The 16105-nt window shown below is 66.2% G+C and carries 21 protein-coding genes; 13 read left to right on the top strand and 8 right to left on the bottom strand.

The window, feature by feature from the left end:
* Window position 1: 1 nt before the first annotated feature.
* The 5 genes from V3B30_RS05370 (at window position 2) to V3B30_RS05350 (ending at window position 4855) form a co-directional block, all read left to right on the top strand.
* Complete coding sequence (locus V3B30_RS05370) at window positions 2–1015, top strand: XVIPCD domain-containing protein (protein ID WP_262082978.1); 1014 nt, start codon at window positions 2–4, stop codon at window positions 1013–1015.
* Between the two features lie 184 nt (window positions 1016–1199).
* On the top strand, window positions 1200–2345 hold the full coding sequence (locus V3B30_RS05365) for a YncE family protein (protein WP_100471100.1): 1146 nt from the start codon (window positions 1200–1202) through the stop codon (window positions 2343–2345).
* A gap of 143 nt (window positions 2346–2488) precedes the next feature.
* Window positions 2489–3064, top strand: coding sequence for a hypothetical protein (locus V3B30_RS05360; protein WP_262082979.1), 576 nt, complete (start codon window positions 2489–2491; stop codon window positions 3062–3064).
* A 77-nt stretch (window positions 3065–3141) separates the two neighbouring features.
* A complete protein-coding gene (locus V3B30_RS05355) occupies window positions 3142–3717 on the top strand; it encodes a hypothetical protein (RefSeq protein ID WP_262082980.1) in 576 nt (191 codons plus the stop codon).
* Window positions 3718–3757: 40 nt separating this feature from the next.
* Window positions 3758–4855, top strand: a complete 1098-nt coding sequence (locus V3B30_RS05350; protein ID WP_262082981.1) for a hypothetical protein — start codon at window positions 3758–3760, stop codon at window positions 4853–4855.
* Between the two features lie 46 nt (window positions 4856–4901).
* Here the strand turns inward: V3B30_RS05350 and V3B30_RS05345 are convergent, their stop codons facing one another.
* Together V3B30_RS05345 and V3B30_RS05340 are read right to left on the bottom strand one after the other, a co-directional pair.
* Window positions 4902–5318, bottom strand: a complete 417-nt coding sequence (locus V3B30_RS05345; RefSeq protein WP_262082982.1) for an XVIPCD domain-containing protein — start codon at window positions 5316–5318, stop codon at window positions 4902–4904.
* Between the two features lie 75 nt (window positions 5319–5393).
* Window positions 5394–5873 carry a nuclear transport factor 2 family protein gene (locus tag V3B30_RS05340; RefSeq protein WP_100471105.1) on the bottom strand — a complete coding sequence of 160 codons (480 nt, stop codon included), beginning with the start codon at window positions 5871–5873 and terminating at the stop codon, window positions 5394–5396.
* A gap of 221 nt (window positions 5874–6094) precedes the next feature.
* On the opposite strand from V3B30_RS05340, the gene V3B30_RS05335 reads away from it, so the two are divergent.
* On the top strand, window positions 6095–6907 hold the full coding sequence (locus V3B30_RS05335; protein WP_262082983.1) for an alpha/beta hydrolase: 813 nt from the start codon (window positions 6095–6097) through the stop codon (window positions 6905–6907).
* 9 nt (window positions 6908–6916) lie between these two features.
* Window positions 6917–7090 (top strand): hypothetical protein, encoded by a 174-nt coding sequence (locus V3B30_RS05330; RefSeq protein ID WP_262082984.1) that lies wholly within the window; start codon window positions 6917–6919, stop codon window positions 7088–7090.
* A 28-nt stretch (window positions 7091–7118) separates the two neighbouring features.
* On the opposite strand, the gene V3B30_RS05325 is transcribed toward V3B30_RS05330, so the two are convergent.
* Complete coding sequence (locus V3B30_RS05325) at window positions 7119–7799, bottom strand: hypothetical protein (RefSeq protein WP_262082985.1); 681 nt, start codon at window positions 7797–7799, stop codon at window positions 7119–7121.
* A 134-nt stretch (window positions 7800–7933) separates the two neighbouring features.
* Between V3B30_RS05325 and V3B30_RS05320 the strand changes: the two genes are divergently transcribed.
* From V3B30_RS05320 to V3B30_RS05310, 3 genes are all read left to right on the top strand, one after another.
* Window positions 7934–8593 (top strand): hypothetical protein, encoded by a 660-nt coding sequence (locus V3B30_RS05320; RefSeq protein WP_100471127.1) that lies wholly within the window; start codon window positions 7934–7936, stop codon window positions 8591–8593.
* Between the two features lie 36 nt (window positions 8594–8629).
* Window positions 8630–9175: an RNA 2'-phosphotransferase gene (locus tag V3B30_RS05315; protein ID WP_262082986.1), complete on the top strand. Its 546-nt coding sequence runs from the start codon at window positions 8630–8632 to the stop codon at window positions 9173–9175.
* Window positions 9176–9239: 64 nt separating this feature from the next.
* The gene (locus tag V3B30_RS05310) at window positions 9240–10208 is read left to right on the top strand and encodes a polysaccharide deacetylase family protein (RefSeq protein WP_262082987.1); all 969 of its coding nucleotides are present in this window, start codon (window positions 9240–9242) and stop codon (window positions 10206–10208) included.
* 3 nt (window positions 10209–10211) lie between these two features.
* Here V3B30_RS05310 and V3B30_RS05305 read toward each other — a convergent pair whose 3' ends face one another.
* The 3 genes from V3B30_RS05305 to V3B30_RS05295 form a co-directional block, all read right to left on the bottom strand.
* Window positions 10212–11054 (bottom strand): MnmC family methyltransferase, encoded by an 843-nt coding sequence (locus V3B30_RS05305; RefSeq protein ID WP_164117602.1) that lies wholly within the window; start codon window positions 11052–11054, stop codon window positions 10212–10214.
* A gap of 183 nt (window positions 11055–11237) precedes the next feature.
* Window positions 11238–11912: a hypothetical protein gene (locus V3B30_RS05300; RefSeq protein WP_262082988.1), complete on the bottom strand. Its 675-nt coding sequence runs from the start codon at window positions 11910–11912 to the stop codon at window positions 11238–11240.
* Window positions 11913–12039: 127 nt separating this feature from the next.
* A complete protein-coding gene (locus tag V3B30_RS05295) occupies window positions 12040–12456 on the bottom strand; it encodes a hypothetical protein (protein ID WP_262082989.1) in 417 nt (138 codons plus the stop codon).
* Window positions 12457–12546: 90 nt separating this feature from the next.
* Here V3B30_RS05295 and V3B30_RS05290 point away from each other — a divergent pair, with 90 nt between their 5' ends.
* Window positions 12547–12831: a hypothetical protein gene (locus V3B30_RS05290; RefSeq protein WP_075675503.1), complete on the top strand. Its 285-nt coding sequence runs from the start codon at window positions 12547–12549 to the stop codon at window positions 12829–12831.
* A gap of 88 nt (window positions 12832–12919) precedes the next feature.
* On the opposite strand, the gene dmeF is transcribed toward V3B30_RS05290, so the two are convergent.
* Window positions 12920–13894 carry a CDF family Co(II)/Ni(II) efflux transporter DmeF gene (gene dmeF, locus V3B30_RS05285; protein ID WP_262082990.1) on the bottom strand — a complete coding sequence of 325 codons (975 nt, stop codon included), beginning with the start codon at window positions 13892–13894 and terminating at the stop codon, window positions 12920–12922.
* A gap of 48 nt (window positions 13895–13942) precedes the next feature.
* Between dmeF and V3B30_RS05280 the strand changes: the two genes are divergently transcribed.
* Window positions 13943–14227, top strand: a complete 285-nt coding sequence (locus V3B30_RS05280; protein WP_075675501.1) for a metal-sensing transcriptional repressor — start codon at window positions 13943–13945, stop codon at window positions 14225–14227.
* 45 nt (window positions 14228–14272) lie between these two features.
* On the opposite strand, the gene V3B30_RS05275 is transcribed toward V3B30_RS05280, so the two are convergent.
* On the bottom strand, window positions 14273–14644 hold the full coding sequence (locus V3B30_RS05275; RefSeq protein ID WP_014645760.1) for a MerC domain-containing protein: 372 nt from the start codon (window positions 14642–14644) through the stop codon (window positions 14273–14275).
* A gap of 69 nt (window positions 14645–14713) precedes the next feature.
* On the opposite strand from V3B30_RS05275, the gene V3B30_RS05270 reads away from it, so the two are divergent.
* A complete protein-coding gene (locus tag V3B30_RS05270) occupies window positions 14714–16039 on the top strand; it encodes a GTP-binding protein (protein ID WP_262082991.1) in 1326 nt (441 codons plus the stop codon).
* Window positions 16040–16105 lie beyond the last annotated feature (66 nt).

Here is a 16105-nt window from a genome sequence, read left to right as displayed (position 1 = left end):
CATGCACAAGGACGATCCCGAGCGCTACAGCGTAACCATCCATCTGGCGGCCCCCGGTACGCCGCGCTACGGCCGTGATGCTGAGGGAAACAGGTTTCTGCTGGAGCCTTCGTTCGCGGGGCACATGTTCCTGTCGCTGCGCCGTTCGGGTGAACCCTTGCCGGAGAGCATCGGTTTCACCCACGCAGGCACCAAGGACGATCCGAACAGGGGCAAAGTCGATGACATGGACGTGTCGGTCTACGACAAGCCCCGCTTCGAGCGCACGATCGAGATCAGCAAGGAGCAGTACGACCGCATCCTGGAATTCTCGGCAGACCCGAAGAAGCACGGTTTCGACATGAACTACGACTTCTTTTCCAACGCCTGCACCGATTTCGCATGGGGTGCCCTGAACCAGGCAGGCCTGCGCCCAGTCGGGCTGGCCGGGGAGATCAGCAACTACGAGGGCGCTACCAAGGTCCTGGACAACATCCGCGCCGTCAATGCCATTCCGCAGCAGGTGAAGGGCAGCGAGCTGGACAGGGTGCAGTGGAACCCGATGCCGAAGCAGACCTTCCGCGAGTGGATGTTCACCGAGAACGGCGAGCAGTGGCGCGGCAACAGCACCATCGCGGCACGCAGCACGCCCGCGGACCCGTCGCACGACGACCATGCCCGCCTCAACCAGATCCACCAGCAGGTGGCCGACCTCGGCGCCTTTGGCGCACGCAACGGCAATGTCAGTGCCAGCCTGCTTGCGCTGTCGAAGGAGCAGCAGTTCTCGCGCGTGGACGAAGTGGTACTGGGGGAGCAGCGTGGCGATACTGCGCCGAAGCTGTTCATCGTGCAGGGTGACCGCAGTGACCCGGCACACCAGCGCGCCAGCATGCCGGCGGAGCTGGCGGCGCAGGCCTCGGTGGAGGCCTCGTTCGAGCGGGTCGCGCAGTTGCAGCAGGACCCGTCGCAGCGCGATATGCAGCACCTGCAGGGGGAGCAGCAGCTTCAGCAGAGCCACGGCCCACGGATGACATAGCCGGCGGGCAGCACCAAGTTCGAACGTCTGCCATACGCGCACAGACGCACGCCATGCCCCCCACCTGCTACCATTCCCCCGCAACCCCAGCCAGCCCACCTCGCGCAGACAGATGCGGGGCGGGCCGTCGCAGTACGGCCCAGCGAGCCAGGACACCTTCCCGTGCCCATTCAAGGACGCTCGCATGTTCCGTAATCCTCTCTTCCGCTCGGCCGCTCTGGCCGTTGCCGTTTCGCTCAGCCTCGGCGCGCCCTCCGCATTCGCCGACAACGCACCTGCTGCCAGCGCCACCACCGCGGTGCAGCGCCAGGCCGTGGCCAAGGGCCTGTACGAGCTGGCCTACAGCCCGAAGCAGAATGCCGTATTCGTGGCCTCCTCCGGCGGCTTCGGCGATGACGCCGGCCCGGCCCAGGTGCTGCGCCTGAACCCGGCCACGCTGGCCGTGGAAACCCGCATTCCGCTGGAGCGCAAAGCCTTCGGCGTGGTGCTGGATGACGCCCACAACCGCCTGTACGTGGGCAACACCGTGGACCTGTCGGTGACCGTGGTCGACACCGCGCAGAACAAGGCCGTCGGCACCATCCAGCTGATGGAGAAGAAGACCGGCAAGGACGGCAAGGCCGCCTACACCCACGACCTGCGCGAGCTGGTGGTCGACAGCGCGGCCAACCGCCTGTACGTGACCGGCCACAGCAGCCAGCCGGACGTGAGCAGCGTGCTGTTCGTGATCGATACCACCACGCTGAAGGTGATCAACACCATCGACGGCCTGGGCAATGCCAAGGCACCGGGCCTGGCGCTGGATGCGGCCAACAAGCGCGTCTACACCAGCAACCTGCTGGCGGACCTGGTGGTGGTGGGCACCGATTCGAACAAGGTGGTGGCGCAGCACAAGATCGCCGCCGAGCAGCCGATGAACATCGCGCTGGACCCGGCAGGCAAGCGCCTGTTCGTGACCGACCAGGGCTCGGAATTCCTGCGTGGCTACCAGGCCAAGAGCAGCGGCCTGGTCAGCAAGCACCCGGGCCAGCGCGTGCTGGTGCTGGACCGCAGCACTGGCAAGGAACTGGCCAGCATCCCGACCGACGCCGGCCCGCTGGGCATCCTGCTGGATGCACCGCGCAAGCGCCTGTACGTGACCAACCGCGAGGCCGGTACGGTGACGGCCTACAACAGTGACAGCTACCAGAAGGTGGCGACCTACAGGGTGCCGACCCACCCGAACAGCCTGGCGCTGGATGCGAAGAACAACGTGCTGTTCGTGAGCATCAAGAACGGCGAGAAGGATGACAAGGGCGCTGACGAGAGCGTGGCGCGCATCCAGCTGTAAGGCGCTGACGCCGGGCCCCGCCCGCCGACGTGCCGCGTGAAGAAGGCAGGGTGCAGACCCTGCCTTTTTCCTTGCTCGGTTGCAGTGCCGGAGGCTGCCCGCTAGGGTTGAAGCCCATGGCAGGGAGCCAAAGGGTCTGAATCATGCTGGGTATCCATCGCTGGCTGCGTGCCGGCCTGATCTTCACGCTGGCGGGCGCACTCGGCGCCTGCAACAGCCGCATACCGGATGCGCCTGAGCCGCTGGATCTGGTCAAGCCGATCGATGTGGCCGAACCCGGCCAGGCGGTGCGGTTCGAGTTCGAGACGAATGCCCGCAACTTCTATCCGGGTCGCACGTATGCGCTGGAGCTGGAGTTGCAGCGCCAAGCCACGGCAAGGCCGGACGAGCCTGACGTGGGCACGATGAGGGTCCCGTTCGAGGTGACCCTGCAGCAATGGGGCGCTGATGCCTGGAAGGATGTGCCCACCTACGACAGCTATCAAGCCGGGGTGCTCAATGCAGGTGAGCAGCTTCCGGAATGGCATGCCTCCAGCGAATGGCGGTATACGTCGCCGCACATGGGCAGTGACGGCCAGTACACGCTGAGCCTGGTTGCTCTGCCACTGGAAATTAACTCCCGCTACCGCGTGGACGTGCGTACGGTGCAGAGGACCGAAGCACTGCAGGATTACTCGGCCCATTTGCGGATCCATGCCGCCCGTCCGGCTGGAAAGTAATCAATCGCTTGGTTGCGGCACCCTTGGTCGCTCGCTAGGGTAGAAACTTCATGGCAGGGAGCCAAAGGATCTGAATCATGCTGGGTATCCATCGCTGGCTGCGTGCCGGCCTGATCTTCACGCTGGCGGGCGCACTCGGCGCCTGCAACAGCCGCATACCGGACGCGCCGGAGCCGCTGGATCTGGTCAAGCCCATCGATGTGGCCGAACCGGGCCAGGCGGTGCGGTTCGAGTTCGAGACGAATGCCCGCAACTTCTATCCGGGTCGACCCTATGTGCTGGATCTTGAAGTGCAGCGACATGGACCCGGGCCCGGCAGTGAGCCAGACATGGACAGTGTTCATGTTCCCTTCCAGCTGTCCCTGCAGCGCTGGATAGCAGGTGCCTGGCAGGACGTTGCAACCTCTGATGTCCATCAGGCAAGGGCGCGCAATCTGGGCGAGCCGCTCCCCGAATGGCATGCATCGGCAGACTGGCGCTACGCGCAGCAGGTATCGATGGACGCCAGCCGATACAGGCTGAGCATCGTCACGCTGCAGCTGGAAACGGGTGCCCGCTACCGTCTGGATGTGCGCACGGTGCAGCTCACCGCTGCGCTCCAGCATTACCCGGCACAGCTGCGGGTCCATGCCGACCCACTCTCTGGAAAATAGTCGCCAGCCCACCGCTGGAAGGAACTGAAGGATTTTTCTTATGGACAAGCCGCGCTACACCGTAGAAATCGTCATTGCCGCACCTGGTACGCCGTTGGTGGACGAGAGAGGTGTACAGAAAGTTGTGGACGGGGTTCCGCAGACATCCGGGCCCGGGCACATGTTCTACGTGCTCCATGGGCCGGACAAGACCACGCGGAGTTTCGGCTTCGCGCCTTCCGAGCATGGAAGCATGAACGGGCCGGGCGAGGTCATGAGGACCGATGCGGCCGAGTACAGGAACCCCCATTACAGCCGCACGCTCGAGATCAGCGAGCAACAGTACAAAAAGCTTGAGGCGTTCGGCGCGCACCCGGACAAGTACGGCTTCGATCTGCAATACAAGGACGTGCGCCACAACTGCGTGGACTTCACCTGGGAAGCGCTGAATCATGCGGGCATCGAGCGGAAAAGAAGCATCGACGTGAACGGGCTGATCGGTCCTGCCGCGCAGCTTCTTCCGGATGTGCGCATTCCCCTGGGCATGAAGGGCGAAGGCAAGGACGCTTATCGTCCGCTGCGCAACATCCACGGCGTCGAAAGCATCGATCCGCCGTTCCCCGACAGCGAGCTCAACCGTACGAAAACCAACCCGATGCCCGATCGCACGTGGAAGCAGCACCTGCTGAGCGAGAACGACGACATGGGTGAGCGCAGCGGTGAGCGATTGGCCAACGACGCACGTGCGCCGGGTGATGCGTTGCATCCGCTGGACCAGCGTGTGCGTGCGGCGCTGGGTGAGGCCGCCGATCGGCAGGGGCTGCCGCCGGGACAGCAGCCGGAACTGCTGGCGGGCCACCTGACGCGCTTGGCGGTGCAGGGCGGCTACACCGAACGCGATACCTTGCAGGTGGCCTTCAGCAGTGGCGGTGCGGCGGATTCGCCGGGCTATGTCTTTCTGCAGCGCACGGGCGAGACTGCATCACCGGATCCGGCGGCGAACCGCCAGCGCCTTTCGCTGGCCGAGACCCAGCAGGGCACGGTTGAACAGGTGTACCAGCTCGCCAGCGTGCAGCATCAGGGCCGCGAGGCCAGCCGCGTCGCGCAGGACGATCAGCTGCAGCAGCAGACGCAGCACGCCCAGCCGCGAATGGGCTGATACAGGGTTTTCCACAGGCGTCGATGGCATCGACGCCTGGTGGCATTCACCCCAGGCGATGCACGGGATTCTGCTGCGGGTCCTGCGCCTGTGCATCCAGCGTCCGCTGCTCGGCCTGCACCGGCGGCTGTACACCCAGCCCCAGCTTCTGCAGCGACTGCTCCACCGGCGTCTGTACCGCCAGAGCCGTCGGCATCATCGCGCGCAGGTGCGCCGGATTGGCCGGGTCGCCCTGCACCACGAAGACGTTGTGCCCGGCCGGGTGCTGAGCCGTCGCATTGCTGACCAGCACATGGTCGACCTGCTGCAGGCCCTGCTCGCGGGCGAGCACGGTCAGGCTGGCGGTCAGGCGCTCGCTGGTCTGGTCGAACGGACGGCCATGCTGGGCGTCCAGGGCGGCCACGCCCTGGCGGATCTGCTGGTTGAGGCCGTACTCGGGATGGTTGGGGGTGATCTCTGCCATGGCGATCGGACGGTTGCGGTGGGTCGTGGTGGGCCCCGCCAGTATAGATCCGGCCCGTGAAGCACGCCCGATGGGTCAGTCCGCTGCGTGGTGGTCGTAGCTGATCACCCGCTCGGCCAGCCAGTGCCCGTCCACGCGGCGCCAGATTTGGATGAAGCGGGCCTGGCCGACCCAGCGCTCCAGGCCGTCCTTGCCGCGTTCGTGGAAGCGGTGGTTGCCGATTTCCAGCGCCCGCTCGTCGTGCAGCGGGAACACCTGCAGCGAAGATTCCACGAGCTCGCGGCGCAGGTGCCAGCCGCCCTTGCGCGCGTTGTCGCACATGCTGGCCACGCTGCGGCGGAAGTCCTCGCGGTTGCTGGCCGACTTGCCGTCCTTGTCATGGAAGAACTCCATGTCTTCGGTGGTCATCGCGGCGGCCTTCTCGGCGTCGCAGGCCTCGAAGGCCACAGCAAATAGCTGTGTATCAGCCTGGCGGATCTGTTCGCGCAGGTCATCGGCGGGCGACGGTGCGGCAGCAAGGCCGGCGGCCAGCAGGGGCAGGGTGAGCAGCAACATGGCGAAACTCCCGGGAGTGATGTGCGCAGGCTGGCATGCCGGTGACCACGGCGGTACGGCGCTGCGACGAAACCGGGAAGGCGCGGTGCGAAGGCCGGGAATGCCGGTGCGGCGCTGTACGGACGCGTGTGCAGGCGATGTCACGGGCGGGCGCGATTCCCTCACGGCTGCCATAGGCCGTGGCCGCTAGCCTGCAATCCTCCCCTTCCACAGGAGCTCCCATGCCTGCTTTCCGCATCCGCCTGCATGTTGAAGACAGTGGTGGCGACGGCCGCCCGGTGATCCTGATCCACGGTTGGCCGTTGTCCGCCGATGCCTGGAAACCGCAGGTGTCGATCCTGCGCGATGCCCAGCACCGGGTGATCAGTTACGACCGGCGCGGCTTTGGCCGCTCTGACAAGCCGGCCGAAGGCTATGACTACGACACGCTGGCGGCGGACCTGGCGGGGTTGATCGAGGAACGTGACCTGCGCGACGTCACCCTGGTCGGTTTCTCGATGGGCGGCGGCGAGGTGGCGCGCTACGTGGCCAACCACGGCCAGGAGCGCCTGCACAGTGTGGTGTTCGCCGCGGCGGTGCCGCCCTACCTGCTGCGCAGCGCCGACAACCCGGACGGCCCGCTGACGCAGGACAAGGCCGATGACATGCGCAGTGGGCTGGAGAAGGACCGCGAGGCGTTCTTCGATGGCTTCACCCGTGACTTCTTCAGCGCCAACGGGCAGCTGATGGTGACCGAAGAGACGCGTCAGGCAGCGATCGCGTTGTGCCATCAATCCGACCAGGCGGCGGCGCTGGGCTGCATGAAGGCGTTTGCCACCACCGATTTCCGCGATGACCTGAAGAAGATCACGGTGCCGACCTTGATCCTGCACGGTGACAGTGACGCCATCGTGCCGTTCGAGGGCTCCGGCCAGCGCACCCATGAGGCGATTGCGGGCAGCGAGGTGGTGATCCTGGAAGGCGCGCCGCATGGCTGCAACACCAGCCATGCGGATCATTTCAATCTGGCGCTACTGAACTTCCTGAAGCGATAAGCTGCGGCGATGCGCGAGCCGAAGACACCACCGTGGAAGAAGCCCAAGCCGAAGGGGCAGGTGTCGCAGCCGTTGTCGGATGCACAGAAGGCAGCCGCGCGGCAGCGTGCGGAGGACAACGGGCGGCGCTATCCGAACCTGGTGGACAACATGTGGGCTGCGAAGCTGCCGCGCGGGGCGTGATTCTCATTGTGTCGAGCATGGCTCGACGCTACAGACCGGGCAGTGGCTGCCAGCCCGACTCCCGCCATGGCGCTACGTCGCGCTGCTGCACGTTGATCGCCTCGACCGGCATTCCTGCAAGCCGTGCCAGCTCCGCGCGCAGCATTTCGCTGTCTACCGGCAGTGCGATGGCCACCTGCATGCGATCACCCTGCTGCCGCACCTGTACGGGCACGACCGCATGGGCTTCATGCTCGCCGCCGGTGCGACCGATCGGGTAGCGCATCGCCGTGGGCCGCCCCAGCTGCGCGAGTGCGGGTTGCCATGCCTGCAGCACGACGGGCTGTGCGGCCACGGGAACCCGCACTTCGATGAGCGCACCGGGGTAGCCGACGAGGTTGCCCACCATCACTTGGAAGCGTGCGCCATCGGGGAGGGCCAGCACGGTGGCGATCAGCACCATCAGCGAGAGGACAGCTGCTGCGATGTGCCAGCCGCGGGGCGCGGTGGCGGCGCGGGTGGCCGTGCGCAGGCCTGGCTTGCGGCGCAGCTTGCGTGCGTAGATGCGGCGATCCTTCCTGCGGGGGCTGCTGCTGTGCTCCGGCAGGTTCAACGGGACGCGTGGCAGCCGGGCGACGCGCGCATTGATCAGGCGCGAGAGCAACCACCACGCGAGCACGAACGCCAGCAGTGGCAGCAACGTTCGCACGGCCAGATACAGCATCACCATCGGGAATACCAGGGAAATTTCGGATTCAAGCAACCGCGCCATCGTAACGGTGCTGGGTGGTGCGTGTCGCATCCGCCAGCCGACACGCACGGAGCGCTTGGTTAGGATGGCTCTTTGCTGTCATGGATGAACCGATGAGCCCTGCCACGTCCCGAATTCGTCGTATCTGTGGGCAGGGGCCGATATTGTTGATGCTTCAGTGGGTCGCGCTGCTGTCGGTGGTGCTGGCCGCCGGCTTCTTCCATTACCGTGTGGAGCTGTTGCTGGAGCCGGTGACGGTGGCCTGTGGGGGCCCGGACGCCCAGGCGCGATTGCAGGTTGCCGAGCAGGTGATGGCGCGCGCGGGCGCGTTGGATGACTGGCAACCGCTGAGCTGGATTCCATGGGTGGGCGTGGTGCTGGCGCTGGTGGGGGCCATGGCGGTATGTGCAAGCCGAGCGCTATGGCTGCGCGATCGGCTGCGCACGGCGAACGTGGCGCTTATGCTGCTGCACGGCGGCGCACTGGGCCTGGCCGGATGGGTGCTGCATCTGTACGAGAATGCGTGGAGCAGCGTGGCGCGGCTGTCACCCACGGCGTGCCTGGTGGAGCTGGCTTCGGAGGGCGATGTACCGCTGGAGCAGGCGCAGCGCGTGGTATTCCACATCCTGACGCGCGAGAACGCGCCGTTGCTGCGCAATCCGGATGATCTGGCGCTGGTGCTGACGGTGCTGCTGTTGGCCGCGATGGCCGGCGGGGTTGCCCTTTGGCGTGCGATCGCGCGGGCCCGGGCGGCACGATCGGCAGGGGCGTAACTGGCATCCGGCGGTGATCTGCGGCAGCCTATGCCGATGAGTACGGATACTTCACACAAGCACGCCAGCAAGTTCATGAGCCTGGTGTTGCGCCACGAACCGGAGAAAATCGGCCTGCAGCTGGATGCGCAGGGCTGGGCCGATGTCGATGATCTGCTGCAGCGGATGGCCGACCATGGCGTGGCGCTGGACCGGCACACCCTGCAGGCGGTGGTCGAGACCAATGACAAGCAGCGCTTCGCGCTGAGCGACGACGGTCTGCGCATCCGCGCCAGCCAGGGGCATTCGATCCAGGTGGATCTGGGCCTGGAGGCGCTGCAGCCGCCGGCATGGCTGTACCACGGCACGGTGGCTCGCTTCGTCGGTGCCATCCGTGAGCAGGGCCTGCGGCCTGGCGAGCGCCAGCACGTGCACCTTTCGCTGGACCGCCAGACCGCGCAGCAGGTGGGCGCACGCCGCGGTGCGCCGGTCATCCTCAGCGTGAATGCCGGGCGGATGCATGCCGATGGCCATGTGTTCCACCGTTCGGCCAATGGCGTGTGGCTGACCGCGCACGTGCCGCCGCGGTACATCGCGGGCTGAGCACGCTCGGCGGCGCGCGGCAATCGCGCTACAGTCGATGCCTCGCCACTCCAGGGAAGACCCGATGCGCTCGTTGCTGCGTGCGTTGCCGTTGTTGCTGTGTTCGCTGGCGGTACATGCCGCCGAGGTGGACCGCCGGATTGCGGTGACCATCGATGACCTGCCATGGGCACGGCTGGACCAGGTCATGCCGCCGGACCTGCAGGCGCGGCATGCGGCGTTGATGTCCCAACTGCAGCAGGCGGGCGTGCCGGTGGTCGGCTTCGTCAACGAGAACAAGCTTGAGGTGGACGGCCAGGTGCAGCCAGCGCGGGTGCAGATGCTGCGCGAGTGGCGCGATGCGGGCTATGTGCTGGGCAACCACACGTACTCGCACATGGATCTGAATGCCAAGGGCGTGCCGGCGTTCCAGCAGGATTTCCTGCGCGGCGAGACGGTGCTGCGGCCACTGCTGGCCGAGAAGGGGCAGGCGCCGCAGTGGATGCGCCATCCCTACCTGCGTGCCGGGCGCACACCGGAAGAGCGTGCGCAGATGGATGCGTTCTTCAAGCAGCATGGCTACCGCGTGGCGCCGGTGACGGTGGACAACGGCGAGTGGGTGTGGGCGTTCGCCTATGCCAACGTGATGAACGAGCAGGCGGACTCGCCTGCACGCGAAGCGACGCTGGCGCAGCTGCGCAAAGGCTACGTGCCGTACATGCTGAACAAGCTGGATTACTACGAGAAGCAGTCGCAGGCGCTGTTGGGGTACGCGCTGCCGCAGGTGTGGCTGATGCATGCCAATGAGCTCAACGCGGCCACGTTCGCCGAACTGGTGGCGGCTACCAAGCGCCGCGGCTATCGCTTCATTTCACTGGACGAGGCGATGCGTGACCCGGCCTACGCACGCGGTGCCGAAGGCTACAACGGCCGCTACGGCCCGAGCTGGCTGCATCGCTGGGCGATGGCAGAGAAAAAGCCGAGGGACTTCTACGCCGGCGAACCCGAGGTGCCGGCGTGGGTGATGAAACTGGCCAAGGTCGATTCGGAGTGAAGCTCAGCGCTTGACGGCCAGCACGCCGTCCAGCGCCAGCTCGGCCTTGAAACCGGCCTTCTCCAGCCGCTTGGCCACTTCACGCGGGACGTCGCGGCCGCTGGTCAGCTTGTTCGGCGCACCGGTGTAATGGAACAGCCGACCGCCCTTGCGGATCACGCGGGCGAGGTGGTCGTAGAACACCTGTGAGTACAGCTCGCCGGCGATGCCGAAGCGCGGCGGGTCGTGCAGGATCGCATCGACGCTGTTGCTGGCCACCTGTTCGATCTGCTGCGAGACGTCGCCGTGGCTGAACTGCAGGCGGCCACCGGCGGCAGCCGAGTCTGGATCCGGCGACCACGGGTTGAGCGTGCGCAGCCACATCACATCGGCGTTCTTCTCGAACGAGCGGATCTGGCCGACACCGGCCTCCAGCGCGCACGCGGCGAAGTAGCCCAGGCCGCCGCAGGTATCGAGGATGACCTTGCCGGCGGGAGCGACCAGCTCGACCTTGCGGCGCGCATCCTCGAACGGCGACAGCTTCGAGGTCGGCAGCATCTTGATGCCGTCGATCTCGAAGGTGGGGGCACCCCATTCGGTCGGCACCAGCTTGATCAATGAGCCGCTGTAGCGCGAGATCGGCTCGAACGCCTCGCCATCCCAGTAGTACAGCGTGCGGTCCTTCAGCTTGCCCGGCCACGGGTAGGGCTGGCCACGGAAGTGGAAGCCGTCGGCGTGCAGTACCACGGTGTCCTGGCTGCGGCCGAGGTCGAGCGAGCCCTGCCATTCGGCGGCGCCCTTGTCATGGGCACGGCGCAGGGTGTCGGCGCTGTCGCGGGTCAGCAGGGGGCCGGTGTAGTGGGGCACGGCGGGTACCGGAGCGGTTCGGGGGAGGGCATGGTACCGCAGCCCCCATGTTGTGTTGAAAGAGTGGTTTCTGACCATGGTCGTTGAGAACAACGGTCTGTGAGGCATGTGCAACCAATCAGTATGACGGGATGCCGTGGCACGGCCTTCAGTGAAAGGCTGAAGGCCGCCTAGATCAGTTGCCTACTGGGCGAACTGAGTTCCGCGATTGGATGCGCATTGCTTTGGTATGCACACGTCCAGGGAGGTGCTCACGAATCGTGACTCCATTACGGTGCAGACGACGCCAATTCCCTCGCTGAGATAGAAGGGGGATGAGTAATGACGTGTATCGCTAAGGTAGCATCTGCCGTTGTCAACACCAATCTTAGCTGTTCGGGCTCCGGCGACGGAGCTCTCTGCGTTCATCTGGCCTGTTGAGTAATAGGAGACACCTACGGGCACACGTCCATTCGGTGCAGTTGCCGTAACCCAGTCAATACTCTTGGAACTCAATTCTGAGGTTGGGTTACCAGGAGTGTTTTCACGAGTGCATACCCAGCCTGCTGCCGGCCCTTCAATCGTCCCTTCGCCTTGAGATGGTTCCATATCCATGGAAGCGCAGAAGGCTTGATGATAGAGCTTGGTCGCCTCCGGCTGGTCGCTGTATCGATATATCAGGCGTCCAAATCCATCCGGCTTCAGATGCTGATCAACTGGAATCTGCCCTCCGTCGAAGTCCGGCCAAGTTGTACGGCGAACAATGATGATTTCTCCCTTGGTGCCGAGCTCCGTTTTGTCGATACTCAATGGTGTTTCTGCGAATGCAGGCGAGGCCGTGGCGATTGCCAGACACAGGATCAGCGTGCGATTGCTCATCTGCGAGTCTCCGTTCTACGGTTGCGGAGACATCAGGCTCAAGCATATTCATTTTTCAGATTGTGACCTGCACTGTGCTTGGCCACATTTCAAACTTTTCTCACTAGTTTGAATGTTGATCCATCGCTTAATCGCACTTCACCGCATACACCGGCCCGGCCCCTATCAGCATCAACGCCATGTAATCGCTGTCGCTGGCCTTGCCCTTCAACGTGGCACCCTTGTTGAAGTGGAAGATGCCGAAGCCGCCGGCCATGCGGATCAACGCGCTGTCGATCTGATCGGCATCATCGCGGAAGTAGCGGCCGATCTCGCTGCGGTTGGCTTTGTGCAGGGCATTGGGCTCGCGCTGCCACTGCTCGCCACGGCTGAAGGAGACGAAGTACTGGCCGCCTTCCTTGTCGATGCGGAAGTCGGCCGGTTTGCGCGCGCCGGTGGCGAAGCAGCCCTGCAACGGGTCGGCGCTGAAAGGAAGTCCGGCGTCGCCACCGCAGGCGGTGAGCAGGAGGAGGGCACCGGGCAGCAGCAGGCGGAGCGTGCGCATGGGATGTCCCTACAGGGCAGGTGCGGCTAGTGTAGGCAGCACGCGGGCGTGGCCCGTACAGAAATTCGGCAAGAGCACAGGGGTTTTCGGATGGCGCAGGGCAAGGCACCGTGGTGCGGCGTGGCCAGTTGGCTGGGGATTGCAGTGGGGTGGGGCGCGGGCACTGTGGCGGCGCAGGCGGCCGTCGCTGCGGGTGGCAATGGCATGGCCGCAGGGCTGGGCGTGGGCGTGCTGGGTGCGGCGCTGGTGGGCGGCGGCTTGGCAGTGGCCTCGCGCGTGCGCGGTGAGCGCTGGCCGTGGATCGGCATTGCTGGCGCGGTGCTGAGCGCGCTGCCGCTGCTGATGTATCTGCTGCGGATGATGTTGAAGCTGTAGCGGTAGTGCCGGCCGCTGGCCGGCACCTGCAGGTTGCGTGCGGCGCTCATGGGGTTGCCGGCCAGCGGCCGGCACTACCCGGCGCGGGTCATGCGCGGCGATGGATCTCCACCGTCACGTGCACCAGCTCTTCGTGGATGGCCAGCGCGTTGCGCACGGTATCGGCATCGAGGCTGGCGTCGCTGGTGACCACGCTGGCGCTGACCGCGTACTTGCCGCGGCCGACCTGCCAGACGTGCAGGTCGGCCAGGCGTGCCGGCCACGGGCCCTGCTCGATCACTTCGCGCACTTCGGCCACCACCGGTGCGTCCATCTGCGCGTCGAGCAGGATGCGGCCGCTGTCGCGCAGCAGGCCGATCGCCCAGACCGTCACCAGCACGGCGCCGACCAGGCCCATCACCGGGTCCAGCCAGGTCAGGCCCAGCAGCTTGCCGCCGAGCAGGGCGACGATGGCCAGCACCGAGGTGGCAGCGTCCGCCAGCACGTGCACATACGCCGAGCGCAGGTTGAGGTCGTGGCCGTGTGCGTGACTCTGATCGTGGCGATCGTGGTCATGCCCATGGTGATGGCCATGCTCATGCCCGTGGTGGTGATGCGCGTGGCCCGGGCTGTCGTGCAGCCACCAGGCACACAGCAGGTTCACGCCCAGCCCGACCGCAGCGATGGCGATGGCTTCGTTGTAGTGGATCGGTGCCGGTGCCCACAGCCGCTCCAGCGATTGCACGGCCATCAGCGCGGCGACGCCGAGCAGGGCGATGGCGCTGGTATAGCCGGCCAGGATCTCGATCTTCCAGGTGCCGAAGGCGAAGCGCGGGTCGTGCGCGTAGTGGCGCGCGCAGCGATAGGCGAACACCGAAAGGCCCAGCGCCAGCGCATGCGAGCTCATGTGCCAGCCGTCGGCGAGCACGGCCATGGAGTTGAACCACCATCCGCCGACGATCTCCACCAGCATCATGCAGACGGTGAGCCACAGGGCGCGGCGGGTGTTGCGTTCGGCCAGCGGGTTGCCGTCGTCGAAACGGTGTTCGTGGCGACGGGCGGCGGCGAGGGCGTCCAGATGCATGGGGTCAGAGGGTGGAGTGGATACCCCCATAGGGTATATGATCCCGCCATGGCTCATGTACACAAGCATCGAAAGCAGCTGCTGACCCGGGTGCGCCGCATCGGCGGCCAGGTGGCGGCGTTGGAGCAGGCGCTGGACAGGCCGGAGGGTGAGGCCGGCGACTGTGCGGACGTGCTGGTGCAGGTTGCCGCCGTGCGCGGTGCCGCCCACAGCCTGCTGATGGAGCTGCTGCACGAGCACCTGCAGGAACACGTGGTGGGCGCCGAAGACCCGCAGCAGCGGGCGGACGAGGCCGCAGTGCTGGTGGAATTGCTGCGCCGCTACGGCAAATAGCAGGGGTAGTGCGGCGCTCATGGAGTTGCCGGCCAGCGGCCGGCACTACCCGTGCCGGTGCCGCGCGTTCCAGATGTGCGTGGCGGCCAGCAGCAGGCTGCCGGTGACGGTCATCGGTGTTTCCCAATCGTGCGAGGGCAGCGCCAGCGCACCGGCCAGCAGCAGGCCGAGCCCGGCGCCGGCGGTGGCCCAGGCCAGCACGGGCAATGGGTGACGGCGCTCGGCCCGCCACAGCGCGTAGCCGGTCAATGGCAGGGCGATGGCCACGAACAGCAGGTGCACCCATTCCGCTTCGGCCCAGGTGCCAAACAGTGGCAGCGCGGCGGCAAGCAGGGGCAGTGCCAGGCAGTGCAGCAGGCACAGGCTGGACAGGGCGACCGCGCCGGCATCGAGCAGGGCGGCAGACGGCGACTTCATCGGGGGAGGTTCCTTGCGCAACAATTGTTATACAGTAACATTTCCGTTCCGCAGCCAACCCGCTCCGACATGAACACTGTTTCCCGCGCCGACCGTCGCCTTCCGGTCACCGTGCTGTCCGGCTTCCTCGGGGCCGGCAAGACCACCCTGCTCAACCAGATCCTGCGCAACCGCGAGGGCCTGCGCGTGGCGGTCATCGTCAACGACATGAGCGAGGTCAACATCGATGCACAGCTGGTGCGCGAGGGCGGCGCCGAACTGCGCCGCACCGAAGAGACGCTGGTGGAGTTCAGCAACGGCTGCATCTGCTGCACGCTGCGCGACGACCTGCTGCAGGAAGTGCGGCGGCTGGCCGATGCCGGTCGCTACGACTACCTGCTGATCGAGTCGACCGGAATCGGTGAGCCGATGCCGGTGGCGGCCACCTTCGCGGTACGCGACGAGCAGGGCTTCAGCCTGAGTGACATCGCGCGCCTGGACACGATGGTGACGGTGGTGGATGGCAGTGCGTTCCTGGCCGACTTCGGTTCGACGCTGCGCCTGGCCGAGCGCGGGCAGCAGGCCGGGCCGGACGACGATCGCGGCGTGGTCGACCTGCTGTGCGAGCAGGTGGAGTTCGCCGATGTGATCGTGGTCAGCAAGATCGACCAGGTGGATGACGAAGTGCTGCAGGACACGCTGGCCGTGCTGCGTGGCCTGAACCGCGACGCGAAGCTGCTGCTGTCCAGTTTCGGTGATGTGCCGCTGGCCGAGCTGGTGGACACCGGCCGCTTCGATTACGAGCGTGCGCAACGTGCGCCGGGTTGGGTGAAGGAACTGCGTGGCGAGCACACGCCGGAAACCGAGGAATATGGCATCGCCAGTTTCGTCTACCGCTCGCGGCGACCGTTCCATCCTGCGCGCTTCGCGCGCGCGCTGCAGTCGGGGATGCCCGGCGTGATCCGCAGCAAGGGCTGGTTCTGGCTGGCCAACCGCATGGACTGGGTGGGCGAGCTGAACACCGTGGGCGCCGCGACGCGGACGCAGGCGGCGGGGTTCTGGTACGCCGCGCGCGATCGCGTGCGCGCCGGGCTGGAAGACACCGCGCCGTTGTTGCCACCGACGCCGCTGCCTTACAGCGACCTGGGCTGGGCACGGCAGCAGGCCGACTGCTGGAGCGCGCCGTTGCCGGGGCTGGAAGAATTCCCGGATGCGGCCGCACATTCGGCGATGCAGCGGCTGTGGCACCCGCTGTGGGGCGACCGCCGCCAGGAGCTGGTGGTGATCGGCGTACACATGGATGAGCGTGCGGTGCGCGCGGAGCTGGATGCCTGCCTGCTCAACGAGCAGGAGCTGCGCGCGGGCCCGCTGCTGTGGCAGCAGCTGCCGCAGGCGTTCCCGGTGTGGAAGCGCTGAGCGGGCGTTGAGCGCTGGTGGTGTGCCGGCCAGCGGCCGGCACTACCCGCCATGCATCCATCCACG

Source organism: Stenotrophomonas sp. SMYL41, from assembly GCF_036319965.1.
Classification (GTDB): domain Bacteria; phylum Pseudomonadota; class Gammaproteobacteria; order Xanthomonadales; family Xanthomonadaceae; genus Stenotrophomonas; species Stenotrophomonas maltophilia_R.
Note: the sequence above shows the minus strand (reverse complement) of the source record. Positions and strands in the feature narration are given on the sequence as shown.

Coding starts and splice junctions, on each gene's coding strand:
- V3B30_RS05290 (WP_075675503.1), top strand. CDS start 12,547: ATGGCGCAGGGCAAGGCACCGTGGTGCGGCGTGGCCAGTTGGCTGGGG.
- V3B30_RS05280 (WP_075675501.1), top strand. CDS start 13,943: ATGGCTCATGTACACAAGCATCGAAAGCAGCTGCTGACCCGGGTGCGC.
- V3B30_RS05365 (WP_100471100.1), top strand. CDS start 1,200: ATGTTCCGTAATCCTCTCTTCCGCTCGGCCGCTCTGGCCGTTGCCGTT.
- V3B30_RS05325 (WP_262082985.1), bottom strand. CDS start 7,799: ATGGTGATGCTGTATCTGGCCGTGCGAACGTTGCTGCCACTGCTGGCG.
- V3B30_RS05355 (WP_262082980.1), top strand. CDS start 3,142: ATGCTGGGTATCCATCGCTGGCTGCGTGCCGGCCTGATCTTCACGCTG.
- V3B30_RS05310 (WP_262082987.1), top strand. CDS start 9,240: ATGCGCTCGTTGCTGCGTGCGTTGCCGTTGTTGCTGTGTTCGCTGGCG.
- V3B30_RS05360 (WP_262082979.1), top strand. CDS start 2,489: ATGCTGGGTATCCATCGCTGGCTGCGTGCCGGCCTGATCTTCACGCTG.
- V3B30_RS05320 (WP_100471127.1), top strand. CDS start 7,934: ATGAGCCCTGCCACGTCCCGAATTCGTCGTATCTGTGGGCAGGGGCCG.
- V3B30_RS05345 (WP_262082982.1), bottom strand. CDS start 5,318: ATGGCAGAGATCACCCCCAACCATCCCGAGTACGGCCTCAACCAGCAG.
- V3B30_RS05270 (WP_262082991.1), top strand. CDS start 14,714: ATGAACACTGTTTCCCGCGCCGACCGTCGCCTTCCGGTCACCGTGCTG.
- dmeF (WP_262082990.1), bottom strand. CDS start 13,894: ATGCATCTGGACGCCCTCGCCGCCGCCCGTCGCCACGAACACCGTTTC.
- V3B30_RS05315 (WP_262082986.1), top strand. CDS start 8,630: ATGAGTACGGATACTTCACACAAGCACGCCAGCAAGTTCATGAGCCTG.
- V3B30_RS05350 (WP_262082981.1), top strand. CDS start 3,758: ATGGACAAGCCGCGCTACACCGTAGAAATCGTCATTGCCGCACCTGGT.
- V3B30_RS05340 (WP_100471105.1), bottom strand. CDS start 5,873: ATGTTGCTGCTCACCCTGCCCCTGCTGGCCGCCGGCCTTGCTGCCGCA.
- V3B30_RS05275 (WP_014645760.1), bottom strand. CDS start 14,644: ATGAAGTCGCCGTCTGCCGCCCTGCTCGATGCCGGCGCGGTCGCCCTG.
- V3B30_RS05335 (WP_262082983.1), top strand. CDS start 6,095: ATGCCTGCTTTCCGCATCCGCCTGCATGTTGAAGACAGTGGTGGCGAC.
- V3B30_RS05295 (WP_262082989.1), bottom strand. CDS start 12,456: ATGCGCACGCTCCGCCTGCTGCTGCCCGGTGCCCTCCTCCTGCTCACC.
- V3B30_RS05300 (WP_262082988.1), bottom strand. CDS start 11,912: ATGAGCAATCGCACGCTGATCCTGTGTCTGGCAATCGCCACGGCCTCG.
- V3B30_RS05330 (WP_262082984.1), top strand. CDS start 6,917: ATGCGCGAGCCGAAGACACCACCGTGGAAGAAGCCCAAGCCGAAGGGG.
- V3B30_RS05370 (WP_262082978.1), top strand. CDS start 2: ATGCACAAGGACGATCCCGAGCGCTACAGCGTAACCATCCATCTGGCG.